25 protein-coding genes and 1 tRNA gene are annotated in these 25590 nt (G+C 71.5%); 4 read left to right on the top strand and 22 right to left on the bottom strand.

The genetic code is table 11. The features are described from left to right. Positions 1-43 precede the first annotated feature (43 nt). The 8 genes from H9L21_RS04530 to H9L21_RS04495 form a co-directional block, all read right to left on the bottom strand. Positions 44-616 carry a TetR/AcrR family transcriptional regulator gene (locus tag H9L21_RS04530; protein WP_154595508.1) on the bottom strand — a complete coding sequence of 191 codons (573 nt, stop codon included), beginning with the start codon at positions 614-616 and terminating at the stop codon, positions 44-46. A gap of 22 nt (positions 617-638) precedes the next feature. Then, entirely contained in the window at positions 639-1580 is a 942-nt protein-coding gene (locus tag H9L21_RS04525) for a quinone oxidoreductase family protein (protein ID WP_154595509.1), read from the bottom strand. 69 nt (positions 1581-1649) lie between these two features. Continuing rightward, positions 1650-1722, bottom strand: a tRNA-Ala gene (locus tag H9L21_RS04520). Positions 1723-1780: 58 nt separating this feature from the next. Then, entirely contained in the window at positions 1781-2449 is a 669-nt protein-coding gene (locus H9L21_RS04515; RefSeq protein WP_255467332.1) for a histidine phosphatase family protein, read from the bottom strand. Then, positions 2446-2805, bottom strand: a complete 360-nt coding sequence (gene rsfS / locus H9L21_RS04510; RefSeq protein ID WP_154595510.1) for a ribosome silencing factor — start codon at positions 2803-2805, stop codon at positions 2446-2448. Before rsfS ends, H9L21_RS04515 begins: the two co-directional genes overlap by 4 nt. After that, positions 2802-3431, bottom strand: coding sequence for a nicotinate-nucleotide adenylyltransferase (gene nadD, locus H9L21_RS04505; protein WP_154595511.1), 630 nt, complete (start codon positions 3429-3431; stop codon positions 2802-2804). The genes rsfS and nadD overlap by 4 nt, the downstream gene beginning before the upstream one ends. A 2-nt stretch (positions 3432-3433) precedes the next feature. Further along, on the bottom strand, positions 3434-3583 hold the full coding sequence (locus H9L21_RS04500; RefSeq protein WP_187411801.1) for a hypothetical protein: 150 nt from the start codon (positions 3581-3583) through the stop codon (positions 3434-3436). A gap of 20 nt (positions 3584-3603) precedes the next feature. Next, positions 3604-4848 carry a glutamate-5-semialdehyde dehydrogenase gene (locus H9L21_RS04495; RefSeq protein WP_154595512.1) on the bottom strand — a complete coding sequence of 415 codons (1245 nt, stop codon included), beginning with the start codon at positions 4846-4848 and terminating at the stop codon, positions 3604-3606. Between the two features lie 35 nt (positions 4849-4883). Between H9L21_RS04495 and H9L21_RS04490 the strand changes: the two genes are divergently transcribed. Beyond that, positions 4884-5927, top strand: coding sequence for an FUSC family protein (locus H9L21_RS04490; RefSeq protein WP_154595513.1), 1044 nt, complete (start codon positions 4884-4886; stop codon positions 5925-5927). A gap of 1 nt (position 5928) precedes the next feature. On the opposite strand, the gene H9L21_RS04485 is transcribed toward H9L21_RS04490, so the two are convergent. The 7 genes from H9L21_RS04485 to H9L21_RS04455 form a co-directional block, all read right to left on the bottom strand. Continuing rightward, a complete protein-coding gene (locus H9L21_RS04485; RefSeq protein WP_154595514.1) occupies positions 5929-8946 on the bottom strand; it encodes a hypothetical protein in 3018 nt (1005 codons plus the stop codon). 69 nt (positions 8947-9015) lie between these two features. After that, on the bottom strand, positions 9016-10101 hold the full coding sequence (proB, locus tag H9L21_RS04480; protein WP_187411800.1) for a glutamate 5-kinase: 1086 nt from the start codon (positions 10099-10101) through the stop codon (positions 9016-9018). Then, the gene (gene obgE / locus H9L21_RS04475) at positions 10098-11678 is read right to left on the bottom strand and encodes a GTPase ObgE (RefSeq protein WP_154595515.1); all 1581 of its coding nucleotides are present in this window, start codon (positions 11676-11678) and stop codon (positions 10098-10100) included. The genes proB and obgE overlap by 4 nt, the downstream gene beginning before the upstream one ends. An 81-nt stretch (positions 11679-11759) precedes the next feature. Continuing rightward, complete coding sequence (gene rpmA, locus H9L21_RS04470; RefSeq protein ID WP_146827583.1) at positions 11760-12014, bottom strand: 50S ribosomal protein L27; 255 nt, start codon at positions 12012-12014, stop codon at positions 11760-11762. Between the two features lie 12 nt (positions 12015-12026). After that, positions 12027-12332 (bottom strand): 50S ribosomal protein L21, encoded by a 306-nt coding sequence (gene rplU, locus H9L21_RS04465; RefSeq protein WP_187411946.1) that lies wholly within the window; start codon positions 12330-12332, stop codon positions 12027-12029. 64 nt (positions 12333-12396) lie between these two features. Next, positions 12397-14682, bottom strand: coding sequence for an Rne/Rng family ribonuclease (locus H9L21_RS04460; protein ID WP_154595517.1), 2286 nt, complete (start codon positions 14680-14682; stop codon positions 12397-12399). A 134-nt stretch (positions 14683-14816) separates the two neighbouring features. Further along, complete coding sequence (locus H9L21_RS04455; RefSeq protein ID WP_187411799.1) at positions 14817-15593, bottom strand: TIGR03936 family radical SAM-associated protein; 777 nt, start codon at positions 15591-15593, stop codon at positions 14817-14819. A gap of 66 nt (positions 15594-15659) precedes the next feature. Here H9L21_RS04455 and H9L21_RS04450 point away from each other — a divergent pair, with 66 nt between their 5' ends. Then, a complete protein-coding gene (locus H9L21_RS04450; RefSeq protein WP_154595518.1) occupies positions 15660-16475 on the top strand; it encodes a CAP domain-containing protein in 816 nt (271 codons plus the stop codon). A gap of 13 nt (positions 16476-16488) precedes the next feature. On the opposite strand, the gene H9L21_RS04445 is transcribed toward H9L21_RS04450, so the two are convergent. Genes H9L21_RS04445 through H9L21_RS04435 form a run of 3 tightly spaced genes read right to left on the bottom strand, consistent with a single transcriptional unit; the run spans position 16489 to position 20612 of the window. After that, positions 16489-16887 (bottom strand): hypothetical protein, encoded by a 399-nt coding sequence (locus H9L21_RS04445; protein WP_154595519.1) that lies wholly within the window; start codon positions 16885-16887, stop codon positions 16489-16491. 1 nt (position 16888) lies between these two features. Beyond that, positions 16889-18820, bottom strand: coding sequence for a TIGR03960 family B12-binding radical SAM protein (locus H9L21_RS04440; RefSeq protein WP_154595520.1), 1932 nt, complete (start codon positions 18818-18820; stop codon positions 16889-16891). 40 nt (positions 18821-18860) lie between these two features. Then, a complete protein-coding gene (locus H9L21_RS04435; RefSeq protein ID WP_154595521.1) occupies positions 18861-20612 on the bottom strand; it encodes an Ig-like domain repeat protein in 1752 nt (583 codons plus the stop codon). A 136-nt stretch (positions 20613-20748) separates the two neighbouring features. On the opposite strand from H9L21_RS04435, the gene H9L21_RS04430 reads away from it, so the two are divergent. Further along, entirely contained in the window at positions 20749-21495 is a 747-nt protein-coding gene (locus H9L21_RS04430) for a PspA/IM30 family protein (protein WP_154595522.1), read from the top strand. Continuing rightward, positions 21492-21974, top strand: coding sequence for a DUF2505 domain-containing protein (locus H9L21_RS04425; RefSeq protein ID WP_187411798.1), 483 nt, complete (start codon positions 21492-21494; stop codon positions 21972-21974). Before H9L21_RS04430 ends, H9L21_RS04425 begins: the two co-directional genes overlap by 4 nt. A 3-nt stretch (positions 21975-21977) precedes the next feature. Here the strand turns inward: H9L21_RS04425 and H9L21_RS04420 are convergent, their stop codons facing one another. From H9L21_RS04420 to H9L21_RS04405, 4 genes are all read right to left on the bottom strand, one after another. Then, the gene (locus tag H9L21_RS04420) at positions 21978-22280 is read right to left on the bottom strand and encodes a hypothetical protein (protein WP_154595523.1); all 303 of its coding nucleotides are present in this window, start codon (positions 22278-22280) and stop codon (positions 21978-21980) included. Continuing rightward, entirely contained in the window at positions 22277-23683 is a 1407-nt protein-coding gene (locus H9L21_RS04415; protein ID WP_154595524.1) for a wax ester/triacylglycerol synthase family O-acyltransferase, read from the bottom strand. Before H9L21_RS04415 ends, H9L21_RS04420 begins: the two co-directional genes overlap by 4 nt. 85 nt (positions 23684-23768) lie before the next feature. After that, positions 23769-24878, bottom strand: coding sequence for a CpaE/TadZ family protein (locus H9L21_RS04410; RefSeq protein ID WP_154595525.1), 1110 nt, complete (start codon positions 24876-24878; stop codon positions 23769-23771). After that, the gene (locus H9L21_RS04405) at positions 24875-25507 is read right to left on the bottom strand and encodes a CpaB family protein (protein WP_154595526.1); all 633 of its coding nucleotides are present in this window, start codon (positions 25505-25507) and stop codon (positions 24875-24877) included. The genes H9L21_RS04410 and H9L21_RS04405 overlap by 4 nt, the downstream gene beginning before the upstream one ends. Positions 25508-25590 lie beyond the last annotated feature (83 nt).

Raw genomic sequence — 25590 nt, 5'->3', positions numbered from 1 at the left:
CCTGTCGGCAACAATCCCAGTCTGCCACCCCGGGCCAAGGGGCTCAGGCGCGGGGCACACCGGCCGTGAGGAGGGTGAAGACGTCATCCGCGGCCTGCACGGGGTCACCACCGCGCTGGACCAGGCTCACGCCCGAGCCGAGGGCGCTCTGGACGAGCGGCAGGAACCGATCAGGCATCCCGACCTCGGCCATCACCGCGGCCACGGGCCGCATCAGGACCTCGTGCAGGGCCATGAGGTTCTCGAACTGCGTGGGCGACAGCTCGGCCTGGCGCAGGGCCCCGGCCAGGCCGTGCTCCCCGTCGGCGGTCATGCGCATCGTCGCGTCGACCAGCGCCCGGAGTCGGGGCAGGCCGGGTTCGACATCGGCGAGAGCGGCGTCGATCTCCTGGTTCCACCGGTCGAACGCCACGATCGCCACGGCGACGACCAGGTCGTCCTTCGATGGGAAGTAGTCGTAGAAGCTCGACCGCGCCATCCCCGCGCGTTCGGTGACGGTTCGCGGACTCACGCCGGCCAGACCCGACTCCCTCAGCAGCTCCGTCGCGGCGCGCACCAGCGCAGCACGTTGTGCCTCGCGGTGCGCGCCGACGGTCGGCGCGGAGATCTTGGGCATCAGCCCATTATGACGCGCGCTCTCAGGGCACGAGCACGATCTTGCCGCGCACGTCGCCGGCCTCGCTGAGCCGGTGCGCCTCGACGGCCTGGTCGAGGGGCAGGACGCGCCCGATCTCGACCTGGAACGCGCCCGAGGCGATGAGCGGCAGGACCGCGGGGACGGCCTCCTCGCGCCAGGCCTGCTGCTGCGGCGTGAGGGGCTCGGGCGACCCGCCGGACCACGCCTGCAGGCCCAGGTCGTGGTACTGGGCGCCCTGCACGATCGTGCCGATCCGGGCGCGGTCCACGAGCTCCAGACTCGTCTCCAGCGCCTCCTGCGTGCCCGCACAGTCCAGCGAGACCGTGTAGCCCTCCGGGGACGCCTCACGCAGTCGCTCCAGCAGTCCTTCGCCGTAAGTCACCGGCGTCGCGCCCAGCTCGCGCAGGCGGTCGTGGTTGCGCTCCCCCGCCGTCGCCACGACGTGGGCACCGCGGGCCACCGCGAGCTGGACCACCGCCTGACCGACGCTGCCGGAGCCGCCGTGCAGCAGCAGCCGGTCGCCGTTCTCGACCTCGAGCGAGCGCAGGGCCTGGTACGCGGTCGAGACGGGGACACCCAGCGCGGCCGCCGTCTCGAAGTCGACGCCCTCGGGCTTGGCCGTGAGGTGGCCGGGGTCGGCCACGACGTGCGTGGCGTACGTGCCCTGGGTGTTCTGGATGACGACCTCGTCGCCGACGCCGACGCCGTCCACGCCGGCACCCACCGCCACGATGACACCACCGCCGTCGAAGCCCACGCGACGCGGCTCGGTGAAGGGCGGTGACGGCCGGATGCCGGCTCGCAGCTTCAGGTCGATCGGGTTCACCCCGGCCGCGCGGATCTCGACGACCACCTTCCCGTCACCGGGCGTGGGGTCGGGCCCCTCGTGCAGCTCGAGGACCTCGGGTCCGCCGGTCCGGGAGTACGTCACATAGCGCGCCATGACCCCAGTCTGGCCCACGCCCGCACATGAGAAGAGGCCGATCCATTCTCTGGATCGACCTCTGTTCGGTGGAGCATAGGAGATTCGAACTCCTGACCTCTTCCATGCCATGGAAGCGCGCTACCAACTGCGCCAATGCCCCGCTAACAACCTCAGCAATACTAACTGCTCCCCCTCGAGACCCCCAAACCGGGGTCCCCCTATTCGGTCTCGTCGTCCGACATGACCGGCTCCGGGAGCGATCCGGTGTTCCATTCGGACAGGCGCCACTGCGACCAGTCCTGGTACCGCGCCTCCTCCAGCACCGACCAGTGGCAGTTCGACAGGCCGCCGAACTGACGCCACGAGGACTCGGGGATGCCGAGGAACTCCAGGATGCCCGTGCGCAGGACGGCGCCGTGGGCGACGACGACGAGCGTCTCGCCCAGCGGAAGCTCGTCGAGGTACTCGCGCAGCGCGGCGGCGAGGCGGGCCCCGGCCTGGGCGTGCGTCTCGGCACCCTCGATCTGGGTCTCGTCACCGTCGGCCCACGCCTGCATCTGGGTCGGGAAGCGCTCCCAGGACTCGCGCCAGGTGAGCCCCTCGCGCGCCCCGAAGGCGAGCTCGCGCAGTCGCGGGTCGAGCTCGACCGGCACGCCCGTGCGCTCGCTCAGCGCCCCTGCGGTGTCGGCAGCACGCGACAGGTCCGAGCTGACGATGCGCGCGGGCGCCAGCGACGCCAGCCGCGCCGCGGCCTCGACGGCCTGCTGGCGGCCGACCTCGTCGAGCGCGATGTCGGTCTGGCCCTGCACGCGGCCGGCGACGTTCCACTCGGTGCGGCCGTGCCGCCACAAGATGACGCGGCGACCCATCGTGCTGCCGGGCTTCACGAGAGCTGCAGGTCGATCGCCGGGCAGTCGTTCCACAACCGCTCGAGGGCGTAGAAGGCGCGCTCCTCGGTGTGCTGGATGTGCACGACGATGTCGCCGTAGTCCATGAGGATCCAGCGCGACTCGCGCTGGCCCTCGCGGCGGATCGTCTTGGCACCCAGCTCGAGGAGCTTCTTCTCGATGGCGTCCTTGACCGCGTTCATCTGCGGCGGGTTCGACGCCGAGGCGAGCAGGAAGACATCGGTGATGGCGAGCTGGTCGGAGACGTCGAAGGCGATGAGGTCGTCCGCCTGCTTGTCGGCGGCGGCATGTGCTGCGGCACGAGTCAGTTCGATCGCGCGATCGGTGGCGGTCATGAGGCGTCCTTCGTCGTTCGTTCTTCAGGTTGGTAGAGGCCGTGCTTGCCGATGTACTGGACGACGCCGTCGGGCACGAGGTACCAGACCGGCTCGCCGCTGTGGACCCGCGCACGGCAGTCGGTGGAGCTGATCGCCAGCGCCGGGATCTCGACGAGGGTGACGCGCTCGCGGGGCAGGCCCTCGAGCGTCGACTCGTTCATCTCGTGACCCGGTCGCGTACAGCCGACGAAGTGCGCCAGCTCGAAGAGCTCGCGGTGGTCGCGCCAGGTGAGGATCGCCGCCATGGCGTCCGCGCCGGTGATGAAGTACAGGTCGGCGTCGGGGTACGCAGCGGACAGGTCGCGCAGGGTGTCGATCGTGAAGGTCGGCCCCTCACGGTTGATGTCGACCCGGCTGACGTTGAACCGTGGGTTCGCCGCCGTGGCGATGACCGTCATCAGATAGCGGTCCTCCGGCGGGGAGACCTCGCGGTCGGACTTCTGCCAGGGCTGGCCCGTGGGGACGAAGACGACCTCGTCGAGGTCGAACCACGACTGCACCTCGCTGGCGGCGACGAGGTGTCCGTGGTGGATGGGGTCGAACGTGCCGCCCATCACGCCGATGCGGCGGCGACGATCGCTCATGCTCAGGTGTGCTCGCGACCCAACCCGAAGACGACGGTGATGAGGAGGAGCGCCATCAGGACAGCGAGGGCGATGGCGCCGAAGACGAACGGGTTCACCGCGGCCTCACCGTGTTCAGCCGCTTCTTCAGCGGCCAGGATCAGATCGAGCATGGCCACAATCTACCAGCGTCTCAGCGCGTCTGACCGGCACCCGTCACCACGTAGGTGGTCGTGGTCATCTCGGTCAGGCCCATCGGACCGCGAGCGTGCAGCTTCTGGGTCGAGATGCCGATCTCGGCCCCGAAGCCGAACTCGCCGCCGTCGGTGAACCGTGTGGACGCGTTCACCATCACCGCGGCCGAGTCGACCCCCATCGTGAAGCGGCGGGCCGCCTCCAGCGAACGGGTCACGATCGCCTCGGTGTGCCCCGAGCTGAACCGGCGGACGTGGTCGACCGCCTCGTCGAGGGAGTCCACGACCTTCGCCGAGATCTCCGACGCCAGGTACTCGGTGGCGTAGTCGTCGTCCGTGGCCGCGTCGACCCCGTCGAACGCCTGGAACGCGGCGTCACCGTGGATCACCACGTCGCGTCCCTGCAGCTCCTTGACGACCCGCGGCAGGAACTCGTCGGCGACGTCACGGTGGACCAGCAGCGATTCGGCCGCATTGCACACGCTCGTGCGGTGGGTCTTGGAGTTGATGACGATGTCCAGCGCCATGTCCAGGTCGGCATCGGCGTCGACGTACACGTGGACGTTGCCCGTGCCGGTCTCGATCACCGGGACGGTGGACTGCTCGACGACCGTGCGGATCAGACCCGCTCCCCCGCGCGGGATGACCAGATCGACCAGGCCCCGGGCGGTCATCAGGTCGGTGGAGGTGCTGCGGTCCTCGGCGCTGATCGCCTGGATCGCGTCGGCGGGCAGGCCTGCCGAGGCGACGGCGTCGCGCATGATCCGGGCGATGACCGCGTTGGAGCGCCGGGCCGAGCGCGAGCCGCGCAGCAGCGAGGCGCTGCCGGCCTTGAGACAGATCGCGGCGGCGTCGGCCGTGACGTTGGGACGGCCCTCGTAGATCATCCCGATGACGCCCATCGGGACGCGGATCTGCTGCAACTGCAGGCCGTTCGGCAGGGTCGACCCGCGCACCACCTCGCCGATCGGATCGGGCAGGGCCGCGATGTCGCGGACGCCCTGCGCGAAGGCCGCGACCCGGTCGACGTCGAGCGCCAGCCGGTCGATGACGTTCTCGGGCGTGCCCTCGGCTCGCGCCTCGGCGACGTCCTCGGCGTTGGCGGCCACGATGCGGTCGGTGCCGGCCACCAGTGCCTCGGCCATCGCCGTCAACGCGGCGTCCTTCTCCTTGCGCGTGGCGAGCGCCAGCACCCGCGCGGCGTCCCGCGCGCGCAGTGCGGCTTCACGAACCTCGGTACCCATGCGGCGAGTCTAGTTCCGAGTTCTACCATCGAGGCGTGCCCTCCTCCGACTCCACCGCCCTGCATCGCGCGTGGGAGTCACTGACGGCGTTCGGTCCGCACGGGGACGCGCACTGGGTCGCACTGCGCGCCGGCGTCAGCATGGGCATGCCGCTGCTCCTGCTGTGGGCGATCGGTCGCCTCGATCTGGCGCTGCCGGCCACCTTCGGTGCGTTCACGGCTCTGTACGGCCGGGCGAACTCCCACCGGCCCCGCGCCCTGATGCAGAGCACCGCGGCCGTCGTCCTCGTCGTCGCGGTGGCGACCGGGACGGTGCTCTCCGCCGCCGGAGCCGGTGAGTGGCTCGTCGTCGTCGGCCTCGCCGGGATCGCGGCCGTCGCCGCCCTGGCCTCGCTGGTCTGGGCCTGGCACCCGCCCGGCGTCCTCTTCCCCGTCTTCGCCGTCGGCGCGACCGCGGGGGCGCCTGTTTCAAGCCGGGACGTCGCCCTTCACCTCGCGGTCGCCGTGGCGACAGCGCTCTTCGCTCTTGTCGTCGGGGCCATGGGCGCCCTGACGCCGGCACGTCACCGCCCCCGCCAGCACTGGGACGCGCCCCTGCACGCCGCGCTGCGGTCGCCGCGCACGGCGCCCGAGATCACCCGCGTCACGCTCGCCGTCGCCCTGGCGGCGATCGTCGCCACCGTCTTCGGGCTCGGGCACGCCTACTGGGCGTCGGTCGCGGCGGCCGCCGCCATCGCCGGGCCGAGCACCCGACACCAGGTCCTGCGCGGCGTGCATCGTGCCGTCGGCACCTTCCTGGGCGTCGTCGTCGCCGCGGGTCTGCTGGCCCTCGACCTGGGCACGCTCGCCACGATCCTGCTCGTGATCGTCCTGCAGGTCGGCGCCGAGCTGCTCATCGGCCGCAACTACGCGGTCGCGCTGATGGTCGTCACCCCGCTCGCGCTGCTGATGGTGCACCTGGGCTCGACCGCGCCCGTGACGTCGTTGCTGCAGGACCGGCTGTCCGACACCATCCTCGGCGTCGTGGTGGGCCTGGCGGTCGTCGTGGCCTGGGATCGCGCGCTGCCCCGGCGGCGGTAGGTCACGCCGGCGGCAGCGGCTCGGTGCTCGCGGGGTCCGTCGAGGGCACCTGCACCGTCTCGCCCGTCCACTCCGCGATGGCCTCGCGGTACTCGGGTGTGTGCTGGTAGCCCCCGTGCGTCATCACCATCGAGCCCGGATCGCCCGAGCCGGCGCGCCGCACCTCGAGCGTGGGCCGGTCGAGGACCACGTGGTCCCGGTCGGAGTACACGCGGTACCCGAGCGGGTCGGACCGGCGGAACAGGTTCACCCAGTGCGCCGGGTCCTGCAGTCGCTCGCGGAGCCCCACCGCCATCGCCGGTGAGTCGTCGGGCGGTGTGTTCGGGACGTCGGGCCACGCCTCGCCCATGCGCGCGGGCCCGGTGGTGGGGACGTAGCCCAGTGCGTCGGGTCCGGCGGCGGCCGGGAAGACCCGCCCGTAGAGCGCCCGGATCTGGCTCCCGTACGTCAGCAGTCGCAACTGCGTCGCCCGTCCGTTCAGGCGGCTCGCCACCGCGACGCAGATCAACGAGCCCTGGCTGTGGCCGGACAGCACCACGACGCGGCCCGGGTCCTGGCCCTCCTCCCCCATCGCCCAGCGCACCCGGGTGGTGATCTCGGGGACCACCCGCTCCGCGTAACAGGGCGGCGCGAACGGATGAGCAGCCCGCGGCCAGAACGTCGTGATGTCCCACAGGACGCCCACGTTCCGTCGCGCGGTGGGTGAACGGCGGATGCGGGCGCCGAGCATCATCAGCGCGACGCTCAGGCCGAGGGCCACGTACAGCGAGAGCGTCGCGAGCGGCCGCGCCGGCTCCCACCAGTCCCACGGCGGGCGGCCGGCGGAGGACAGGGCGAGCGTGGTCACGGCCAGCAGCGAGGCGACGGCGCCGATCCCGTCGAGGAGCCGCTCGCCCCGGTGTGCCAGCGCCGCCGTCACGCGAGCGTTCTTCACCGCCGCCCGGTCCTGCTCGGGGACGACCGGGTCGTCATCGTCCACCCGCGCCCGGATCAGCGGCGCGGCGCGGCGGCGGAATCGCCACACCAGCAATCCCGTGACGACGGCGCCCGAGACGATGACCGCCAGCTGCATCAACGGGGTCCACACGAGGATCTGCGGCACGACCAGTGGCGTCTGCGGCGGGTCCGTCACCTCGAGCGCCACCCGCCCACCGGCGGCGTCGACCGTGAGGCATCGCCGCACCGTCCCGTCCACCTCGCACGTCGGCCTCACGATGAGCACCCCGGCCGTGCGGAAGCCCGTCGACTCACCGGTGCAGACGGCGCTGCGCTTCGCGGAGTTCGTGCCGAAGCACGCGGACACGAGCCGCACGGTCGTGACGCCCTCGGGCAGGGCCAGGGTCGCGTGCTGCACCCGTGACGACGCCATCGAGTAGGAGGAGTCGGGATCCACGCGACTGCGTCGGGTCAGCGCGTCCGTGCGCACCGTGCCGTGGGTGACCGCGACGGTCGTGTTCGTCCGCACGATCCGCGCCCCCTCGAGGACGACGTCGCCGGCCAGGGTCAGGGGGTCGGTCTCCCCCGCTGCCGACAGCGGCGCGTTCTCGTTGCGGCGGGTCGTCAGGTCGGCCACCGACTGCGAGCCGTCGTTCAGGTAGTCGGCCGCCGCGACGGCCGCGGCCGACGTGAACAACAGCGCGACCATCGTGGCCCCGCCCAGCATCACCGAGGCGCCCGCGCCGCCCCACGCGAACGCGGCCTGCTCGGGCTTCGCGGCCTGACGGTGGTGCCAGATCATCAACGCCAGCCAGACCAGCGCGGTGAGGCCCGCCAGCACGAGGGTCGGGAGCTCACGGCCCCCGACCACCAGGGCCAGCAGGAGCAGGACGACGAGGAAGGTGCCGCGCAGTCGGGCCCGGCCGCCGACGAAGACGATGACGTGCACGATCGTCAGCGCGACGAACAGGCCGATGAACCACAGGTTCGCGCCGTACCAGTCCCCGTCCTCCCTGGTGACGTCCGTGGTCCACAGCAGCGCCAGGTGCGCGGCGACGACCACCGCGGCCGCCAGCGCCACGGGCCGCAACGGCATCCGGCGCAGCATCTCTCCCGGCCCCGTCATCCAGTCCATCGGCCGACGGGGGAACTCGTGCACGGTGCCGGCGACGGAGACCTTCCACGTGTCGCGGAACTCCGGGTCGTCCTCATCGACAGAGAGCGCGCGGGCCACCACGAGCAGTGCCACGGCGGCCGCCGCGAGCGTGGTCGCCCACACGGGTCCGGTCGCCTCCCGCGCGATCAGGTGCACGCCGGAGAACAGCACGATGGTCGCGAGCGCCAGCGCGACGTGGAGGTAGAGCAGCTGGCGCGTCCGGTGCTCGCCCTGCCACATCCTCGGGTGGCCCAGGACGTTGTCGGCGCATCGGTCGTGCTCCTGGTCCCGTGTCGCCTGGGCCGGCGCGTCCGGGGTCGCCTCGTACCGGGTGACGCTCTGGCGCGTGAGGGCCACGAGGCCCAGGACCATGGCCACGGGCACCAGCGAGGTCACGGCGATCCGCCGTCCCGCGGTCAGGGAGGCGAGTCCGTCCAACCACCCCGGCAGCACCGGACACGCGACGGAGTTCGCCCGGAAGCACTGCCAGGCGATCAGGTCGATCGCGATGAAGCACGCCGTCAGCACCGCGATCGCGGTCAGGATCAGACCGCTCACGCGCACGGCGCGCAGCCCCCAGCGGGCCTGGCCGTTGTTCTCACCGACCTGTGTCCGCGCCCAGAACGCGAGGTTCACCAGCGCGAACGGCAGCAGCCCCAGCCAGAGCACGCGGGTCACCCACCCCCACATGCCGCGGACGCCCGACGTCAGCTCGCCCCAGGAGTACGCCTCGAGGGCCATGCCGGGCGGCAGCGTCCGCAGCGGCGGGTCGGCGCCGTCGGCGATCCGGTAGAAGCCGGTGAGCCGGTCCCCCGCCACCTGGACGACGCGGCTCTGGTCGACGCCGAGCATCGACGCGGTCGGGGTCCCGCGCACGCCGTGCACGCGCAGCTCCATGACCACCTGGGCGGTGCTGGGTGCGGGCATCGACCGACCTCCGTGACTTGACCGTGTCACCGAGAGAGAGGCCGTGCAAGGCCTGCTGATGCGACAGCGTCAGGACATGAGGACCAGATCGTCGCGGTGGATGACCGCGCGGTCGTGGTCGGCGCCCATCGTGGCGGCCAGCTCCGAGGTGGAGCGACCGAGCATCTCGGGCAGCTCCTGGCTGTCGTAGTTGACGATCCCGCGGGCGACGAGGGCGCCGTCCGGACCGATCACGTCGACGGGGTCCGCGGCGGAGAACTCGCCCTCGACGGCGACGATGCCGGCCGCCAGCAGCGAGGCGCCGCGCTCGACGAGGGCGCGGCGGGCGCCGTCGTCCAGCAGCAGCCGGCCCCGGGTCTCGCTCGCGTGGGCGAGCCACAGCAGACGTGTGGCGCGGCGCTTGCCGGTGGGGTTGAACCGGGTGCCGACCGGCTGACCCTCGACGGCCTCGATGGCGCGAGCAGCGGACGTGAGCCGGACGGGGATGCCGGCGGCCGTCGCGATCCGCGCGGCCTCGATCTTGGTGACCATGCCACCGGTGCCGACGGCCGATCCGACGCGGGCGACATCGATCCCCTCGAGGTCCGCGTCGGAGGACACGGTGGCGATGGGACGCGAGCCGGGCAGGTCGGGGTGAGCGGTGTAGAGGCCGTCGACGTCCGACAGCAGGATCAGCTCGTCGGCGTGCACGAGATGGGCCACGAGCGCCGCCAGCCGGTCGTTGTCGCCGAAGCGGATCTCGGACGTGGCCACGGTGTCGTTCTCGTTGACGACCGGGACGACGCCCAGCTCGAGCAGCTTGGCGAAGGTCTGGCGCGCGTTGCGGTAGTGACTGCGGCGGGTGACGTCCTCGACGGTCAGCAGCACCTGTCCGACGATCAGGCCGGCGGCCGCGAAGGCCTCGGAGTAGTGCGCGATGAGGGCGCGCTGGCCGACCGCCGCGGCGGCCTGCTGCGTGGGCAGGTCGCGCGGGCGGTTCGGCAGTGCGAGCGGGCCGAGTCCGGCGGCGATGGCTCCGGAGGAGACCAGCACGACCTCGTCACCGCGGGCGCGCACCGCGACGACGGCATCGACGACGGTGCCGATGCGGTCGGGGTCCAGATGTCCGTCAGGCGTCGTCAGCGAGGACGAACCGACCTTGAGGACGACCCTCACCGATCGTCCTCGTCGAGCTCGTCGTCGCCGGGGTACTCCTCACCGATCTCCCAGTCCGGAAGGACCGTGCGGGGGTCGAACGGCTCGGGCTCGCGGCCCTCGGCCCGGGCGGCGACCGCTTCGAGCTCCCAGGCACGACGTGCCGCGAGCAGCTCGCGCCGCTCCTGGTTCGTGCGACGGGTGCTCTGGTCGATGCGCAGGTCCTCGCCACGACGGCCCAGCACCTCGGCGCCGGCCGTGATGGTGGGATCGAAGTCGAACACGACCTCGTCGCGACCCAGGTCTGCCTCGCTGGCGGCACCGATGACGACGTCGTCGCCGGCCTTGGCGCCCAGCTTGAGGAGGTGATCCTCGACGCCGATCCGGTTGAGCCGGTCGGCGAGGAAGCCCACGGCCTCGTCGTTGCTGAAGTCGGTCTGGCGGACCCAGCGGGCGGGCTTCTCGCCGATGACGTGCCAGCGGCCCTCGATCTGACGGACCTCGAACTCGCGGCCGACACCGGACGGGGCCGGCGGGCGCAACACGATGCGCGTGGCCTCGCGGTGCGGCTCGGCGGCGCGACGGGCGGCGACGATCTCGGCCATGGCGAACGACAGCTCGCGCAGGCCGGCATGGCTGGCCGCGGAGACCTCGAAGACGCGCAAGCCGCGCTGACGCAGCTCGTCGGTGACGAACTCGGCGATCTGGGCGGCGTCGGGGACGTCGGTCTTGTTCAGGGCGACCAGGCGGGGCCGGTCGCTGAAGTCGACACCGGCGTACTCGCCGTAGCGGGCGAGCTCGTTTTCGATGACGTCCAGGTCCGACAGCGGGTCACGGCCCGGCTCGACCGTGGCGCAGTCGATGACGTGCACGAGGGCGGCGCAACGCTCGACGTGGCGCAGGAAGTCGTGGCCCAGACCGCGACCCTCGCTCGCGCCCTCGATCAGGCCGGGGACGTCGGCGACGGTGAACGTGGTGTCGCCGGCCGTGACGACGCCCAGGTTGGGCACCAGGGTCGTGAACGGGTAGTCCGCGATCTTGGGGCGGGCCCGCGACAGCGAGGCGATGAGGCTGGACTTGCCCGCCGACGGAAAGCCGATCAGACCGATGTCCGCGACGACCTTGAGCTCGAGCGTGACCGTGCGCTCCTCGCCCGGCTCACCCTTGAGCGCGAACCCGGGGGCCTTGCGCTTGCTGGACGCGAGCGCGGCGTTGCCGAGGCCGCCACGGCCGCCGGCCGCGATGACCAGTTCGGTGCCGGCGCCGACCAGGTCCGCCAGCACCTCGCCGTTGGCGTCGCGCACGACGGTGCCGTCGGGGACGCGCAGGACGAGGTCCTCGCCGTTGGAGCCGCTGCGGTTCGAGCCGGCACCGGGCGCACCGCTGGTGGCCTTGCGGTGGGGCTCGTGGTGGTAGTCGATGAGCGTCGTGACGTCGGGGGCCACGACGAGGATGACGTCGCCGCCATGCCCGCCGTTGCCGCCGTCGGGTCCGCCGAGAGGCTTGAACTTCTCGCGGTGGACGGACGCGACGCCGTTGCCGCCGTTGCCCCCGGAGACGTGCAGGGTCACCTGGTCAACGAAGCTGGGGATCGCCATGGGTTCTCCTGAACGTGGTGGGGGAAAAGAGAAAGGGCAGCCCGCATCAGCGGACCGCCCCTCCTCAGGAAGATCTGCGCGTCACTGCTCCGGAACGATGTTCACGACGCGACGGCCGCGCTTCGAACCGAACTCGACCGCGCCGGGAGCGAGGGCGAACAGCGTGTCGTCGCCGCCACGGCCGACGTTGGAGCCGGGGTGGAAGTGGGTGCCACGCTGACGAACGATGATCTCGCCCGCGTTGACCAACTGGCCGCCGAAACGCTTGACGCCGAGGCGTTGGGCGTTGGAGTCGCGACCGTTCTTGGTGGAGGCTGCGCCCTTCTTGTGTGCCATGTCGTCAGTCCCTTACTTGGAGATGCCGGTGATCTTGACCTGGGTGTACTTCTGACGGTGACCCTGGCGCTTCTTGTAACCGGTCTTGTTCTTGTACTTCTGGATGATGATCTTCGGGCCCTTGAGCCCACCGATCACCTCTGCGTCGATCTTGGCCTTGGAGGCGTCGGCACCGGCCGTCACCTGGTCACCGTCGACCACCATGACCGCGGCGAGCTGGACGGTGTCGCCCTCGGCCGCCTTGACCTGGTCGATCGAGATGACGTCGCCGACCGCGACCTTGGCCTGGCCGCCGCCATTGCGCACGATTGCGTACACCACGGGATTCCTCACTTCGTCCTGAAAAAGTCGGGAGGTGCGCAATGCGCACCGACTGTCGATTCTACTCGGGCGCACCATCGTCGGTCAAAACGGGTGCCTCAACCGCCGCCGGCTCCTGCGAAGGAGCCTGCGACGACTCGTCGTTTCGGGGTTCTTCGGTCTTCACGGCATCGTCGCCGGACTCGTCGTTCCGGTCCTGACGCGGCGGGCGTCCCCCACCGTTGCCGTTGCTGCTCCCGCCACCGTTGCCGCCACCACTGCGGCCGGAACGACCGCCTCGGCGTCCGCGGCGCTGGCCGTCGTCCTTCTTCGGCTCGACCGGCGCGTCCTCGATGACGACGCCACGGCCGTGGCAGTGCTCGCACTCGTGGCTGAAGGACTCCAGCAGGCCCGTGCCGATGCGCTTGCGCGTCATCTGCACCAGACCCAGCGAGGTGACCTCGGCGACCTGGTGGCGGGTGCGGTCGCGACCGAGGCACTCGACCAGGCGACGCATCACCAGGTCGCGGTTGCTCTCGAGCACCATGTCGATGAAGTCGATGACGATGATGCCGCCGAGATCGCGCAGCCGCAGCTGACGCACGATCTCCTCGGCTGCCTCGAGGTTGTTCTTGGTGACGGTCTCCTCGAGGTTGCCACCCGAGCCGGTGAACCGGCCCGTATTGACGTCGACGACGACCATCGCCTCGGTGCGGTCGATGACCAGCGAGCCACCCGAGGGCAGGTGGACCTTGCGGTCCAGCGCCTTGTGGATCTGCTCGTCCAGGCGCCGCTCGGCGAAGATGTCGTTCTCGCCCTCCCAGCGCTTGACCCGCTCCTCCAGATCGGGGGCGACGTGGGCGATGTAGCCCGCGACCATGTCCCAGGCCTCGTCGCCCTGGATGGTCAGCGTCGCGAAGTCCTCGTTGAACAGGTCACGGATGACCTTGATCATCAGGTCCGGCTCGGAGTACAGCAACTGGGGCGCCTTGCCGGCCGCCGCCTTGCTCTCGATGTCCTCCCAGCGGGCCGTCAGCGCGGTGATGTCGCGCTGCAGCTGGTCCTCGGTGGCGCCCTCGGCGGCCGTGCGCACGATGACGCCGGCACTCTCGGGCAGCGCCTCCTTGAGCAGACCCTTCAGCCGGGCGCGCTCGTTCTCGGGGAGCTTGCGGCTGATGCCGTTGCTGCCGCCGCCGGGCACGTAGACCAGGAACCGGCCGGGCAGGCTGATCTGGCTCGTGAGCCGTGCGCCCTTCTGGCCGATGGGGTCCTTGGACACCTGGACCAGGACGGTCTGGCCGGGCTGCAGCGCGTCCTCGATCTTGCGCTGCTTGCCGTTCTGGATGTTCGACCAGTCGACCTCGCCGGCGTAGATCACCGCGTTGCGACCGGCGCCGATGTCGACGAAGGCGGCCTCCATGCTGGGCAGCACGTTCTGGACCTTGCCCAGGTAGACGTTGCCGATCAGCGAGGTCTGCGACTCGCGGGCGACGTAGTGCTCGACCAAGACGCCGTCCTCGAGCACGGCGATCTGCGTGTAGTCGTCACGCTGGCGCACGACCATCTCGCGGTCGACGGCCTCGCGGCGGGCCAGGAACTCGGCCTCGCTGACGATCGGGGCGCGGCGACGACCGGCCTCGCGACCCTCTCGGCGGCGCTGCTTCTTGGCCTCGAGGCGGGTCGAGCCGGTGACCCCGGTGATCTCGTCCGAGGCGGTGCGGCCCTCGCGGACCTTGACGACCGTGTTCTCGGGGTCGTCGGGCGCGCCGTCGGCTCCCTCGCCGGCCCGCGCACGGCGCCGGCGGCGACGGGTGGATCCGGACGAGGACTGCTCCTCGTCCCCTGCGTCGCCGTCCTTGGCCTCGGCCTCGGCGGTGTCGGCATCGGAGTCGTCCGAGCCCTCGGCGCCACCGTCCTGGTCGCTCTTGCGACGGCGGCGACCACCACGGCGGCGACGGCGGCGTCCGCCCTCGCTGCCCTCGTCGTCACCGGACCCGTCCTCGTCGTCGGAGGCGTCGAGGTCGCTCGTGGCGGCGTCGGAGTCGTCGTCCTGGGGCTCGACGCGCTTCTTCTCGCGCGGCGGAGCCAGCTCGGCCGGCGGCGGTTGGAACATCGCGCCGACGGGCGGCAGCTTGCGGGCCGTCGGGGTGGTCGGGGCCGTCTCCGGCGCCTCGTCCTCGTCCGGCTCCTCCTCGTCGGTCACAGGCGGCTCGGGAGCCTCCTCGACCGGGGGTGCGAACACCGCGGCCGGCGGGCCGGCGGGCCGCCCGGCCGCGCGACGGCGGGTGCGCGTCGGGGCCTCGGTGGTCTCGGTGGTGTCAGGCCCAGTGGTGTCGGGCGCGTCGGTCGCGTCGTTCGGATCGAGCATGTGCTCTCCTTCGCCCGGCAGCGGCGCAGCCACCCACCGGGCTGGTCAACGGTCCCGCAGGACCTCAAGTCTGTCTGCAGGACGGCGCTTAGGCCTGTCACACGGCGACCCCTCTACCTGCCGCGGTCAGCACCTCACGGTGCGTCGCGGCCGGTGGCGAGCGGATCGCCGACCGTACCGTTCTGAACATCCAGCGGCCCTTGGTCCGAGCGGGTCGCCAGAGGCGCCTTCTCGATCGGCAGGCCGCACAGGGTGCGCAGTCCGGTGATCACGTCGTCCGGTCGCACCGACGGGATGTCATGGCGTACGACCACGTCCAGTATCGCACATCCGTCCGTGCCGGAGCGTTCATCGACGCGAAGTCGGATGACGGCGTCCCGGCAGTCGAACGTGCGCAGACCCTTTTTCATCATGCGCTCGACGAGGACCTCGTCCCGCGCCAGGAACGTCTCGACGGCCGCCGCGGCGGCCTCGGCGGACACCTCGGGCAGCTCGATGAACCACCGGCTGCCCTGCAGCAGATCGGCCAGGGGACCGCCCGGGGACACGACGACGTCGATGATGTCCAGGCCGGTCGGCAGCGCCTCGTCGAGGGCCGCCTGGACCTCGGCCGGCTCCATCGCACGGATCAGACCGATCTCGAGGTATTCCGCCTCGCTGGCCGCGCCCGTGGGCGAGGCGCCCGCGTACGAGATCTTCGGATGGGGCGAGTAGCCCGACGAGTGCGCGATGGGCAGCGCCGCGCGGCGGATGGCCCGCTCGAAGGCCCGCGCGAAGTCGCGGTGGCTGGTGAACCGCATGCGGCCGCGCTTGGCGTACCGGATGCGCAGCTTCTGCACGATCGGCAGCTGCGGGTTCGGGGCTTCCGGATTGGGAGTGCCCTGCAGGGTCGTTCCGCCGTCGTTGCTCACGGAACCAGCCTACGGCGACGTCCGAAGGGGTTCCGCGAGCCTGTCCCCACCGTTACCGTGTGTCACATGCGTCACACCTTCGTCCTCCTGTTGACCGCCTGTGCCCTCCTCCTGGGAGGTGCACCTGCCGGCGCCGCCGGCACGACGGCCACGAAGGTCCGGGGGTTCACGTCGAAGAGCCAGACGGTCAAGCCCGGCGCCACGGTGAAGTACGCCGTCAAGGTCACGACGAAGGGCAAGGCGTCGAAGGGCCGCGTGGTGACGCTGCAGCGCCGCGTCAACGGACGCTGGGTGAAGGTCGACCGCAAGCGCACCAACCGCCACGGCCGAGTCGTGCTGCGCCACCGCGCCACCACGAAGGCCGGTGCCACCGTGAAGCTGCGCGTCCGCGTCACGGCGAAGGGCCGGCTCCGCGCCGTCAACAGCCCGGTCAAGAAGGTTGCCACCCGCACGGCATGGACGCCGGACGCCCGGTCCCAGCGGGTCCTGGCCCTCGTGAACGCGGCCCGCGCGCAGGCACGCGAGTGCGGTGAGGAGTCGTTCCCCGCTCGCGGGCCGCTGCGCCTGAACGAGCGCCTGACCCGGTCGGCCCAGGCGCACGGCGCGGACATGGCGGCGCACGGCTACTTCAGCCACACGGGGCGCAACGGCTCGAGCCTGCGCGATCGCGTCGACGCCCAGGGCTACAACTGGTCGCGGATCGGCGAGAACATCGCGGCGGGCTACCCCTCCCCCGAGGCGGTCGTCCAGGGCTGGGTCGCGAGCCCCGGACACTGCCGGAACATCATGGCCGGAGGGTTCACCGAGCTCGGTGTCGGCTACGCGGCCAGCAACGACAAGTACGGCAGCTACTGGGTGCAGAACTTCGGTACGCCGCGCTGACGCGGAGGCCTCGTCAGTCGGCCGTGTCGAAGCGCCGCTCGAGAGCGTCGAACACGTAGGACAGCGCCGCGCCGGCCACCCCGAGGACCAGACGCGGACGCCGGACTCCACGGCGCACCAGGAACTGCTCGGCCTCGCGATCGAGGACCACGCCCACGGCCATCGCCCCGGCCGCCGCGGCGCCGACGACTGCTCCGATGGCGGCCGCCGGTCGCGCAGGGGTCGGCTGCTGCTCGAAGCCGACGACATGGGGACGGTTCAGGGCCGTGAACATGGCGCCGCCTGCGACCAGGCCGGTGCCGGCGACCACCGCGGCCCGGACCCGGCGCGGGGCGCGCCCGATCGGGACGACGGACACGACGCCCGTGGCCAGCGCGACCACGAGCGACTGACGCGGGGAATGCGCACCCATCTCAGACCACCGAGAGGGGCAGCAGCTTCTTGCCCGTGGGGCCGATCTCGATGTCGAGGTTCAACTCCGGGCACACGCCGCAGTCGTAGCAGGGGGTCCAGCGGCAGTCCTCGACCTCGGCGGCGCCGTCGGGGTCGATCGCGTCCTGCCAGTCCTCCCAGAGCCACTCGCGGTCCAGGCCCGAGTCCATGTGGTCCCACGGCAGGACCTCGTCGTGGTCGCGCTCGCGGGTCGTGTACCAGTCGAGGTCGACGCCCAGCGGCGACAGCACCTCGGCCGACTTCTCGGCCCACCGGTCGTAGCTGAAGTGCTCGCTCCAGCCGTCGAACCGGCCGCCGTCGCGCCACACGGCCTCGATGACGCCGCCCACGCGACGGTCACCGCGTGACAGCAGTCCTTCGATGGTTCCGGGCTTGCCGTCGTGGTAGCGGAAGCCGATGGCCTTGCCGTAGCGCTTGTCGGACTGGACCGAGGCCCGCAGCTTGCGCAGCCGGTCGTCGGTCGTCTCGTGATCGAGCTGGGACGCCCACTGGAAGGGCGTGTGCGGCTTCGGGACGAAGCCGCCGATCGAGACGGTGCAGCGGATGTCGCGACGACCCGAGACCTCACGGCCCGTGTCGATGACGCGCTTGGCCAGCTCGCCGATCTGCAGGACGTCCTCGTCGGTCTCGGTGGGCAGACCACACATGAAGTAGAGCTTCACCTGACGCCAGCCGTGCGAGAACGCCGCTGCGACGGTGCGGATCAGGTCGTCCTCGCTGACCATCTTGTTGATGACCTTGCGCATCCGGTCACTGCCGCCCTCGGGGGCGAAGGTCAGGCCCGAGCGTCGCCCGTTGCGGCTGAACTCGTTGGCCAGCGTGATGTTGAAGGCGTCGACGCGGGTCGACGGCAGCGAGAGCGACGTGTTGGTGCCCTCGTACCGGTCGCCGAGCTGCTTGGCGACCTCGCCGATCTCGGAGTGGTCGGCGCTGGACAGGCTCAGCAGGCCGACCTCCTCGAAGCCGGACTGCTTCAGGCCGTTGTCGACCATCTGCCCGATCGTCTGGATGGAGCGCTCGCGCACCGGGCGGGTGATCATGCCGGCCTGGCAGAACCGGCAGCCGCGGGTGCACCCGCGGAAGATCTCGACGCTGAACCGCTCGTGGACCGTCTCGGCCAGCGGCACGAGGGGCTTCTTCGGGTACGGCCAGCTGTCGAGGTCCATCAGGGTGTGCTTGGCGATCCGTGCGGGCACGCCCGGGCGGTTCGGCGTGATGGCCGCGATCTGCCCGTCGGGCCGGTACGTGACGTCGTAGAACTTCGGCACGTAGACGCCGCCGGACGCCGCCAGGCGCGCCAGCACCTCGTCGCGACCGCCGGGACGACCCTCGGCCTTCCACTCGCGCACGACCTCGCTGATCGCCAGCACGACCTCCTCGCCGTCGCCCATGACGGCGGCGTCGACGAAGTCGGCGATCGGCTCGGGGTTGAAGGCGCTGTGACCGCCGGCGATGACGATCGGGTGCGTGTCGTCGCGGTTGACCGCCAGCAGCGGGATGACCGCGAGGTCGAGCGCCGTCAGCAGGTTCGTGTAGCCCAGCTCGGTCGAGAAGCTGATCCCGAAGAGGTCGAACTCCGCCACGGGCCGGTGCGCGTCGACGGTGAACTGCGGGATGCGGTGCTCGCGCATGACCGCCTCCATGTCGGGCATGACGGCGTACGTGCGCTCGGCGAGGATCCCCTCACGCTCGTTGAGGACCTCGTAGAGGATCTGGACACCCTGGTTGGGCAGGCCGACCTCGTAGGCGTCGGGGTACATCAGCGCCCAACGGACGTCGGCCTCGTCCCAGTCCTTGACGGTGGAGTTCAGCTCACCGCCGATGTACTGGATCGGCTTGGAGACCCCCGAGAGCAGCGGCTCGAGTCGGGGATAGACGGAGTCGACAGGCATGACACCAGCGTACGTGGCCCGTCAGGGCCGCCCGACCGCTCTACTTCGTGACGGTCAGGGTGCGCGCGGCGGCCGCCGACGGATCGACCAGGCCGGTCCCCGAGAACGACGCCGTGATCGCGTGCTTGCCGGCCGCGAGCCTGGGCAGCGTCACGACGACCTTGCCCTTCGATGCCACCGTCAGGTTCGCCGTGGCGATCGTCTTGGCCCCGGCCTTGACGGTGATCGTCCCCGCCGTCACCGCGGCGCCCCGGCCCGACTGGACCGTCACGGTCACCTTCGCGGAGGCGGTCGCCTTCACCGAGGTCGCCGACAGGGCGGTCGTCGTGACCGACCGGTCGCGGACCACGAGGGGCACCTCGGCGCTCAGTGACGCGGTCTGGAACGTCGCACCGCGGTACTGCACCGCGATCCGGCGGGTGCCCGGGTCGAGCGCGGGCAGGGCGATCCGCACCGACCCGCGAGCCGCCGGGCCCAGCGTCGCGGCGGCGACCTTCGCCCCGTCGGCGAGCACCCAGACCTCACCGGAGGTGGGTGCCACCTTCCGTGCCGTCGCCACGGTGGCCGTCACGTGCGCGGACTCGGCCGGGCCGACCGAGGTCCGGTCGAGCGTCCCCTGGACGGTGGTGGGCTCGACCACGTGGAAGGCCTGGGCCTTGGCGTGGGACCGGCGCACCGTCTTGGAGCCCCAGTACGTGGCCCGGATCGTGTGCTTGCCCGCCGTCAGCGCGGGCAGGCGGACCGAGACCTTGCCGCGCTTGGCCTTGGTCAGGGCGGGGGCGGCGATCCGCTTGCCGTCGACGTAGACCGAGACCTTGTTCGTCACGACCCGCCCGTCCGTGGGCTTCACGGTGACCGTGGCCACGGGCCGCGTCCCCGCCAGGTGGGGCGCCTTCGGCAGGGCGATGCTCGTCTTCGCCGAGACGACCTTGGGCGGCTTGGTCACGACGACCTTGATGGTGCGGCTCGTGCCCTTGCCCACCTGGGCGTTGCCCGCGTAGACCGCCGAGATCCACTGCTTGCCGCGCTTCATCCTCGGGATCGCGACGGTGGCGGTACCCTTCGACGCCGCGGTCAGGTTGATGGTCTTGACGGTGACCCCACCGCGACGGATGCGCACCTTGCCCACCGGAGCGGCCCGGGCCGCGGACACCTTGACGGTGATCTTGGGAGCGACCCGGGTGCTGACCTTCGCCGGACCCGACACGGCGACGCTCGGCTTCACCGGCGCTGCCGGGGCCGGGGTGGGCGCGGGGGCGGGTGACGGCGTCGGCACCGGCGCGGCCGGCGCGCCCAGGTCCTTGAAGTGGATGAAGCGCTCGGGGTACCAGGAGTCGCCGGTGGACACCTTGTACCGGCGGTAGACCTTCGAGGTGTAGCTGTCCTCGGACAGGATCAGGTGCTTCGGGCCGACCTCCTCGACGTAGGCGACGTGGCTGGCGGCCTTCGACCACTGCGCGATCGCACCGACGGCGGGTCGGTTGTCGACGACGTATCCGAGCTTCTTGGCGTTCGTGTGCCAGTCGCGCGCGTTGCCCATGAGGATCTTCGGCTCGGGAACCCCGTTGCGCTTCATCCGGTACGCGGCGTAGTTCGTGCAGTTGTGCCCGGCGTACATCCGCCAGTGCATCTGGTGCATGACCTCCGCGTAGCCCGACGTGTCGCACGCGGCGACCTGGGCCTTCGTCTTGGCACTGCAGATGAGCGCGAACGCCTGCGCCGAGGACGCCGTGGCGGTGAGTCCGGCCATCACGAAAAGGCACACCAGTCCCACGAGTCCCAGTCGACGCATGATCGACAGCCTATGGCACCGACACGCCGATGTGAACCTAAAGCCGACCTTTAAGGTTTGGTCGTGTTAATGACACCCGTGTCATTCCGGGGCCTCGAGGTTGCGGCTGGTTTGGACGGTGCACCATGATCGACGCATGGCACAGAAACAGTCCATCCTCGGGCGCATCTCCCAGCTGACGAAGGCGAACATCAACGCCCTCCTGGACAAGGCTGAGGATCCGCAGAAGATGCTCGACCAGATGGTCCGCGACTACACCAACTCCATCGCCGAGGCCGAGAAGGCCGTGGCCCAGACGATCGGCAACCTGCGGCTGGCCGAGGCCGACCACGCCGAGGACGTCGCCGCCGCGAAGGAGTGGGGCGCCAAGGCGATCGCCGCCTCCAACAAGGCCGACCAGCTGCGCGCCAGCGGACACGCGGGCGAGGCCGACCGCTTCGACCAGCTCGCCAAGGTCGCGTTGGGCAAGCAGATCTCCGCCGAGAACGAGGCCCGCGCCGCCGCTCCGATGATCGCCCAGCAGGGTGAGGTCGTCGAGCAGCTCAAGACCGGGCTGGTCGCCATGCGCGGCAAGCTGACCGAGCTGAACGCCAAGCGCGACCAGCTCGTGGCGCGCCACCGCACGGCCGAGGCCCAGGCCCAGGTCACCGGTGCCATCAAGTCCCTCGACATCCTCGATCCCACGAGCGAGCTCAGCCGCTACGAGGAGCGGGTCCGCCGCATCGAGGCCCAGGTCCAGGGGCAGCAGGAGCTCGCCTCGACGAGCCTGGACTCCCAGTTCGCCGAGCTGGAGGCCGACGCCGGCCAGCTCGAGATCGAAGCCCGGCTGGCTGAGCTCAAGGGGCTCGGCGCCGGTTCCACCACCAGTGAGGACGACGCGTGAAGTTCACCGAGCGGTTCGAGTACCCGGCCGACCCCGAGCAGGTCTTCGCCCTGATCAGCGACCAGACCTTCCGCGAGCAGTCCTGCGAGCGCCAGGGAGCGCGCGACTACACCGTGACCGTCGAGCCGCAGGGTGACACCACGACCGTCACGATCGTCCGCACCATGGAGTCGGACATGCCCGACTTCATCAAGAAGCTCACCGGCGACGCCGTGACGGTCACCCAGGTCGAGAAGTGGGGCCCGGCCGACGCGGCGGGGTCGCGCACCGCCGAGGTGTCGGTCGACATCCACGGTCAGCCCGCGCGTATGCAGGGAACCTCCACGATCGCGGCCCACGGCGCCACCACCACGATGTCGGTCGACGGCGACGTGAAGGTCTCGATCCCCCTGATCGGCCGCCGGATCGAGCCGGAGGTCGCCAAGGCGATCTCGGCGTCGCTCAAGGACGAGGTCGAGTTCGGCGCGACCCGCCTCTGAGCCTCACGCGCCCAGGAGCTCGATGACGTCGTCGAGCTCCTGCGGCGCGTACCAGGCCAGGTCGCCACTGCCGTCGGCATCGACGTGCAGGGACTGGAGGTCCTCGAGGCGCACCGGCGCGCCGTCGGCCTCGACGAGCGCACACACCACGACGGGACCGTCCTCGGCTGCCGTCATCAGCGCGTCGTACTCGTCCTCCTCGTCCGCCGAGGCGGCGATGACGTAGTCGAGGGTGACGGGCTGGTCGTCGGCCAGCGCGCGCAGTGCCTGCACGTCCGCCGCACCGTAGACCCGGACGTCGCTCATGTGGGCCTCTTCCTTCCGCGCGGGGCGCGGGTTCGACGGGGACCGATCGTCTCGGTCAGCTCTTCCAACGCCTCCAGGATGCACTGCCCCAGGACGTCGGCGTCCGGCACCGCCTCGCGATCGGTGACCACCCCGAAGTAGACGTGGCCGTCGTAGGACGTCACGCCCACCGAGATCGTGCGGTGGCCCGTCAACGGGATCGCGGGATAGATCTCCTGGAGCTGCTGTCCGGCCATGTACACGGGGTCCTGCGGACCGGGGACGTTGGTGATCACCAGGTGGTACGGGCGGTGCGACTCGTCGGCGGCGACGCGGGCGCCCACGGCGTGGAAGGTGGAGGTGGCGAAGCCCGGGAGGCTGGCCATCTTGTTCGCGGCCACGGCCGACCCCATCTCGCGGTGGCCCTTCAGCGCGTAGGACACCTGGTGCAGGCGCACGACCGCGTTGGACTCCCCCACCGGGAGCGTGAGCATGAGTCCGCGCACGCGCGGGCCCAGCGAGGTCGGGAGCCCGTCACCGGCCGGCCCGTCGCGGGTGACCGACATCGGCACCATCGCGCGGAATCCGGTCTTGGCGGTGACCGGCTCGGCCCGGGTGAGCATCCAGCCCCGCAGGCCGCCGGCGATCGCCGCCAGGATCACGTCGTTGACCGTGCCGCCGTGCTCGTCGCGCACGCGCCGGAAGTCGCTCAGCGGCGCGCTGACGGTCGTGAACCGGCGGTGCCGCGACAGCGACGAGACGAGCGGCCCGTGGGTGGCCGAGTCCGGGCCCAGCACCGGCAGCTTCGACGTGAGCCGGGACCACTGGTACTCGCCGCTCCACAGCACCTCGGACGGGCGGTTGAGCTGGGACCGCACGGAGCCGGCGACCAGCTCGATCGCGCCGGGCGCGGACCGCGGGGTCCACTCCTCGTGCGGGATCGTGCGATCGCGCTGGGTCTCCTCGAGCAGCACCTGGGCCAGGTCGACGGTGTGGGAGCCGTCGACGAGCGCCTGGTGCGACTTGAACAGCAGGGCCAGCTCGCCGCCCTGGAGGCCCTCGATCAGGTAGAGCTCCCACAACGGACGCTCGTGGTCGAGCCGTCGGGCGATGAGTCGGCCCACGAGCTCGTGCAGGGCGTCGCGTCCTCCGGGTCGCGGCAACGCCGAGCGCCGCACGTGCAGGGACAGGTCGAAGTGCTCGTCGTCCACCCACACCGGCATCCCGATCCCGCCGGGCACGCGGCGCGGCACCTGGCGGTAGCGCGGGACCAGGTCGATGCGCTCGTTGATGACCTGGATGAGCCGGTCGTAGTCGAGGGGACGCTCACCGGGCGTGATGATCGCCAGGGAGGCGACCTGGCGCGGCGCCTCGGGATGGTCCTGGTGCAGGAACATCGCATCGAGCGGGCTCAGTCGTTGCATGCCGTCTCCTGATGTCCTCGCCTCGGTGCTCGCGTAGCCCAGCAACTTACCACCCGCGAAGGGCTCGGGAACGGTATCGAAACGGTCACCGGACGGCCACCAGATCCGCGGCCAGCCGCTCGACCCGGGACACGTATCCCGAGCCCGGAGACACCTCGCGGAGGGGGCGGCCGGTCATGAGCGCCAGGTCGTGGCCCGGGCCGTCCTGGGGCAGGAACGCCCACGGCGTCTGGCCCGTCAGCTCACGGACCGTCTGCGCGACCTCGCGCTCGGTCCAGCCCAGCGCACCGCGGAATCCGTTGAGCACGAGCCGGGGCGGCCGCGTCCACGGCTCGGCGTCGTCGAGGGCGCGCACGAGCCGGGCCAGGCCGATCGGGTCGACCCGGCCGACCACCATCACCTCGTCGGCCAGGTCGAGGACGCGCCGGGTCACCTGGTCGCGGGACGGCTGCTGGCCGAACCCGGCCTCCACCCCGAAGCCGCAGTCGACCACGACGAGCTCGTGGTCGCGGCAGAGCGCACGCAGCACGCGTTCGAGGGCCTCGGGTCGCAGGTGGTGCCACATGTCGGAGCGGGGCAGACCGGTCAGCAGGTCCCAGTGCGGGCCCACGCTCAGCAGGTGGGACGTGGCGGCCTCGGGCCGGCCACGGTTGACGTCGCGGCAGGCCGCCATGATCCCGCTGACCTCGTCGAGGACGCCCAGCAGCTGGCTGAGAGAGCCGCCGTACACGTCCGCATCGACCAGGGCCGTGTGATGGCCGCTCGCCGCGGCCGCGGCCGCGAGCGAGACCGCCAGCGTGCTGCGACCCGGAGCGCCGGTCGCGCCCCAGACCGCGACCAGCCGGCCGGGCTCGCCCTCGGCCTCGCGCGACTGCACCGGCACGGCGCCCATCGCCGCCAACTCGCCCAGTCGCGCCGTGTGCTCGATGCCCAGGTCCGTGCCGTCGGCCCCGACCGAGGCGACCCGCACGCCGGACTCGGCGAGGCGGTCCACCACGGCGGCGTCCAGGCCCGGACTGTCGACGGCCAGCAGGGCGACGTCGATCCGGTGCGTGCCGGCCGTCGCGAGCAGATCGGCCACGTCGACGCACCGGCGCACGAGGACCAGGCGCGGGTCGTGCTCGACCTCGTCGAGCGCGGCGGCCTCCCAGTGGGCTCCGCAGGCGGCGACGGCCACCCGCACGGGTTCGGTCACGGGACACGCACCACGCTCAGCCGGCCGCGGGCGACCGCCTCGACGACCTCGGCGTCGGGACCACGGCGATCGGTGTCGACGACGAGGGTGCGCGATCCCGTCCCGTCCGACGCCGACACGGAGACGACCGCGACGTCGGACAGGACCCGGCGCGTCGACGCGGCACCGTCGCCGGTCTCGCCCGGACCTGCCCACACGTCGACCCGGTCCCCGGTCTCGAGGTCGGGCGGGGCCGACCCCGCCGTCAGAGCCATCGCGAGCTGGCGGCCCGGCTCGACCCCGCGGTGCACCGCGTCGCGCGTCATCAGCGTCCCCGCCCCGACATCACGCGCCCAGACGCCTCGCGGCACCCCGTACTCGGTCGGCAGCAGGGTGCCGGATCCGGCCGACTCCACGCGTCCCGACACCGGCGCCAGCTGGTCGGCCCGGACCGGCTCGCCGGCCTTCACCTCGGCGCGCACCAGCCAGTAGTCCGTCGAGTCGCGCGCGGTCGCGACGAGCCAGCCACCTGCGACGGCCGACGTCAGGACCAGGACGGCACCCATCAGGAGTCGCGGATTGCGCCATCTGGAGATCGAGGTGCGCCGGGCGCTCGTGCGCCGGGGCGTGTCACCCCCCGTGACATGCATGAGGCATGCATACGGGGTCGCGCCGATCCCGTGCCACCGTTCGTCCACAGTCCGGTCGTGACCTACGACTCGTCGTCGGGGCC

The sequence above is a fragment of the Aeromicrobium senzhongii genome (assembly GCF_014334735.1).
In the GTDB taxonomy this organism is placed as follows: domain Bacteria; phylum Actinomycetota; class Actinomycetes; order Propionibacteriales; family Nocardioidaceae; genus Aeromicrobium; species Aeromicrobium senzhongii.
Note: the sequence above shows the minus strand (reverse complement) of the source record. Positions and strands in the feature narration are given on the sequence as shown.

Bases quoted from the DNA above. Each gene is read 5' to 3' on its own strand.
- rsfS (WP_154595510.1), bottom strand. From the start codon at position 2,805: ATGACCGCCACCGATCGCGCGATCGAACTGACTCGTGCCGCAGCACAT.
- H9L21_RS04485 (WP_154595514.1), bottom strand. From the start codon at position 8,946: ATGCCCGCACCCAGCACCGCCCAGGTGGTCATGGAGCTGCGCGTGCAC.
- rpmA (WP_146827583.1), bottom strand. From the start codon at position 12,014: ATGGCACACAAGAAGGGCGCAGCCTCCACCAAGAACGGTCGCGACTCC.
- H9L21_RS04530 (WP_154595508.1), bottom strand. From the start codon at position 616: ATGCCCAAGATCTCCGCGCCGACCGTCGGCGCGCACCGCGAGGCACAA.
- H9L21_RS04450 (WP_154595518.1), top strand. From the start codon at position 15,660: ATGCGTCACACCTTCGTCCTCCTGTTGACCGCCTGTGCCCTCCTCCTG.
- H9L21_RS04500 (WP_187411801.1), bottom strand. From the start codon at position 3,583: ATGCTCGATCTGATCCTGGCCGCTGAAGAAGCGGCTGAACACGGTGAG.
- H9L21_RS04415 (WP_154595524.1), bottom strand. From the start codon at position 23,683: ATGCAACGACTGAGCCCGCTCGATGCGATGTTCCTGCACCAGGACCAT.
- nadD (WP_154595511.1), bottom strand. From the start codon at position 3,431: ATGAGCGATCGTCGCCGCCGCATCGGCGTGATGGGCGGCACGTTCGAC.
- obgE (WP_154595515.1), bottom strand. From the start codon at position 11,678: ATGGCGATCCCCAGCTTCGTTGACCAGGTGACCCTGCACGTCTCCGGG.
- H9L21_RS04440 (WP_154595520.1), bottom strand. From the start codon at position 18,820: ATGCCTGTCGACTCCGTCTATCCCCGACTCGAGCCGCTGCTCTCGGGG.
- H9L21_RS04420 (WP_154595523.1), bottom strand. From the start codon at position 22,280: ATGAGCGACGTCCGGGTCTACGGTGCGGCGGACGTGCAGGCACTGCGC.
- H9L21_RS04430 (WP_154595522.1), top strand. From the start codon at position 20,749: ATGGCACAGAAACAGTCCATCCTCGGGCGCATCTCCCAGCTGACGAAG.
- H9L21_RS04435 (WP_154595521.1), bottom strand. From the start codon at position 20,612: ATGCGTCGACTGGGACTCGTGGGACTGGTGTGCCTTTTCGTGATGGCC.
- H9L21_RS04445 (WP_154595519.1), bottom strand. From the start codon at position 16,887: ATGGGTGCGCATTCCCCGCGTCAGTCGCTCGTGGTCGCGCTGGCCACG.
- H9L21_RS04525 (WP_154595509.1), bottom strand. From the start codon at position 1,580: ATGGCGCGCTATGTGACGTACTCCCGGACCGGCGGACCCGAGGTCCTC.
- H9L21_RS04460 (WP_154595517.1), bottom strand. From the start codon at position 14,682: ATGCTCGATCCGAACGACGCGACCGACGCGCCCGACACCACTGGGCCT.
- H9L21_RS04405 (WP_154595526.1), bottom strand. From the start codon at position 25,507: ATGCATGTCACGGGGGGTGACACGCCCCGGCGCACGAGCGCCCGGCGC.
- H9L21_RS04495 (WP_154595512.1), bottom strand. From the start codon at position 4,848: ATGGGTACCGAGGTTCGTGAAGCCGCACTGCGCGCGCGGGACGCCGCG.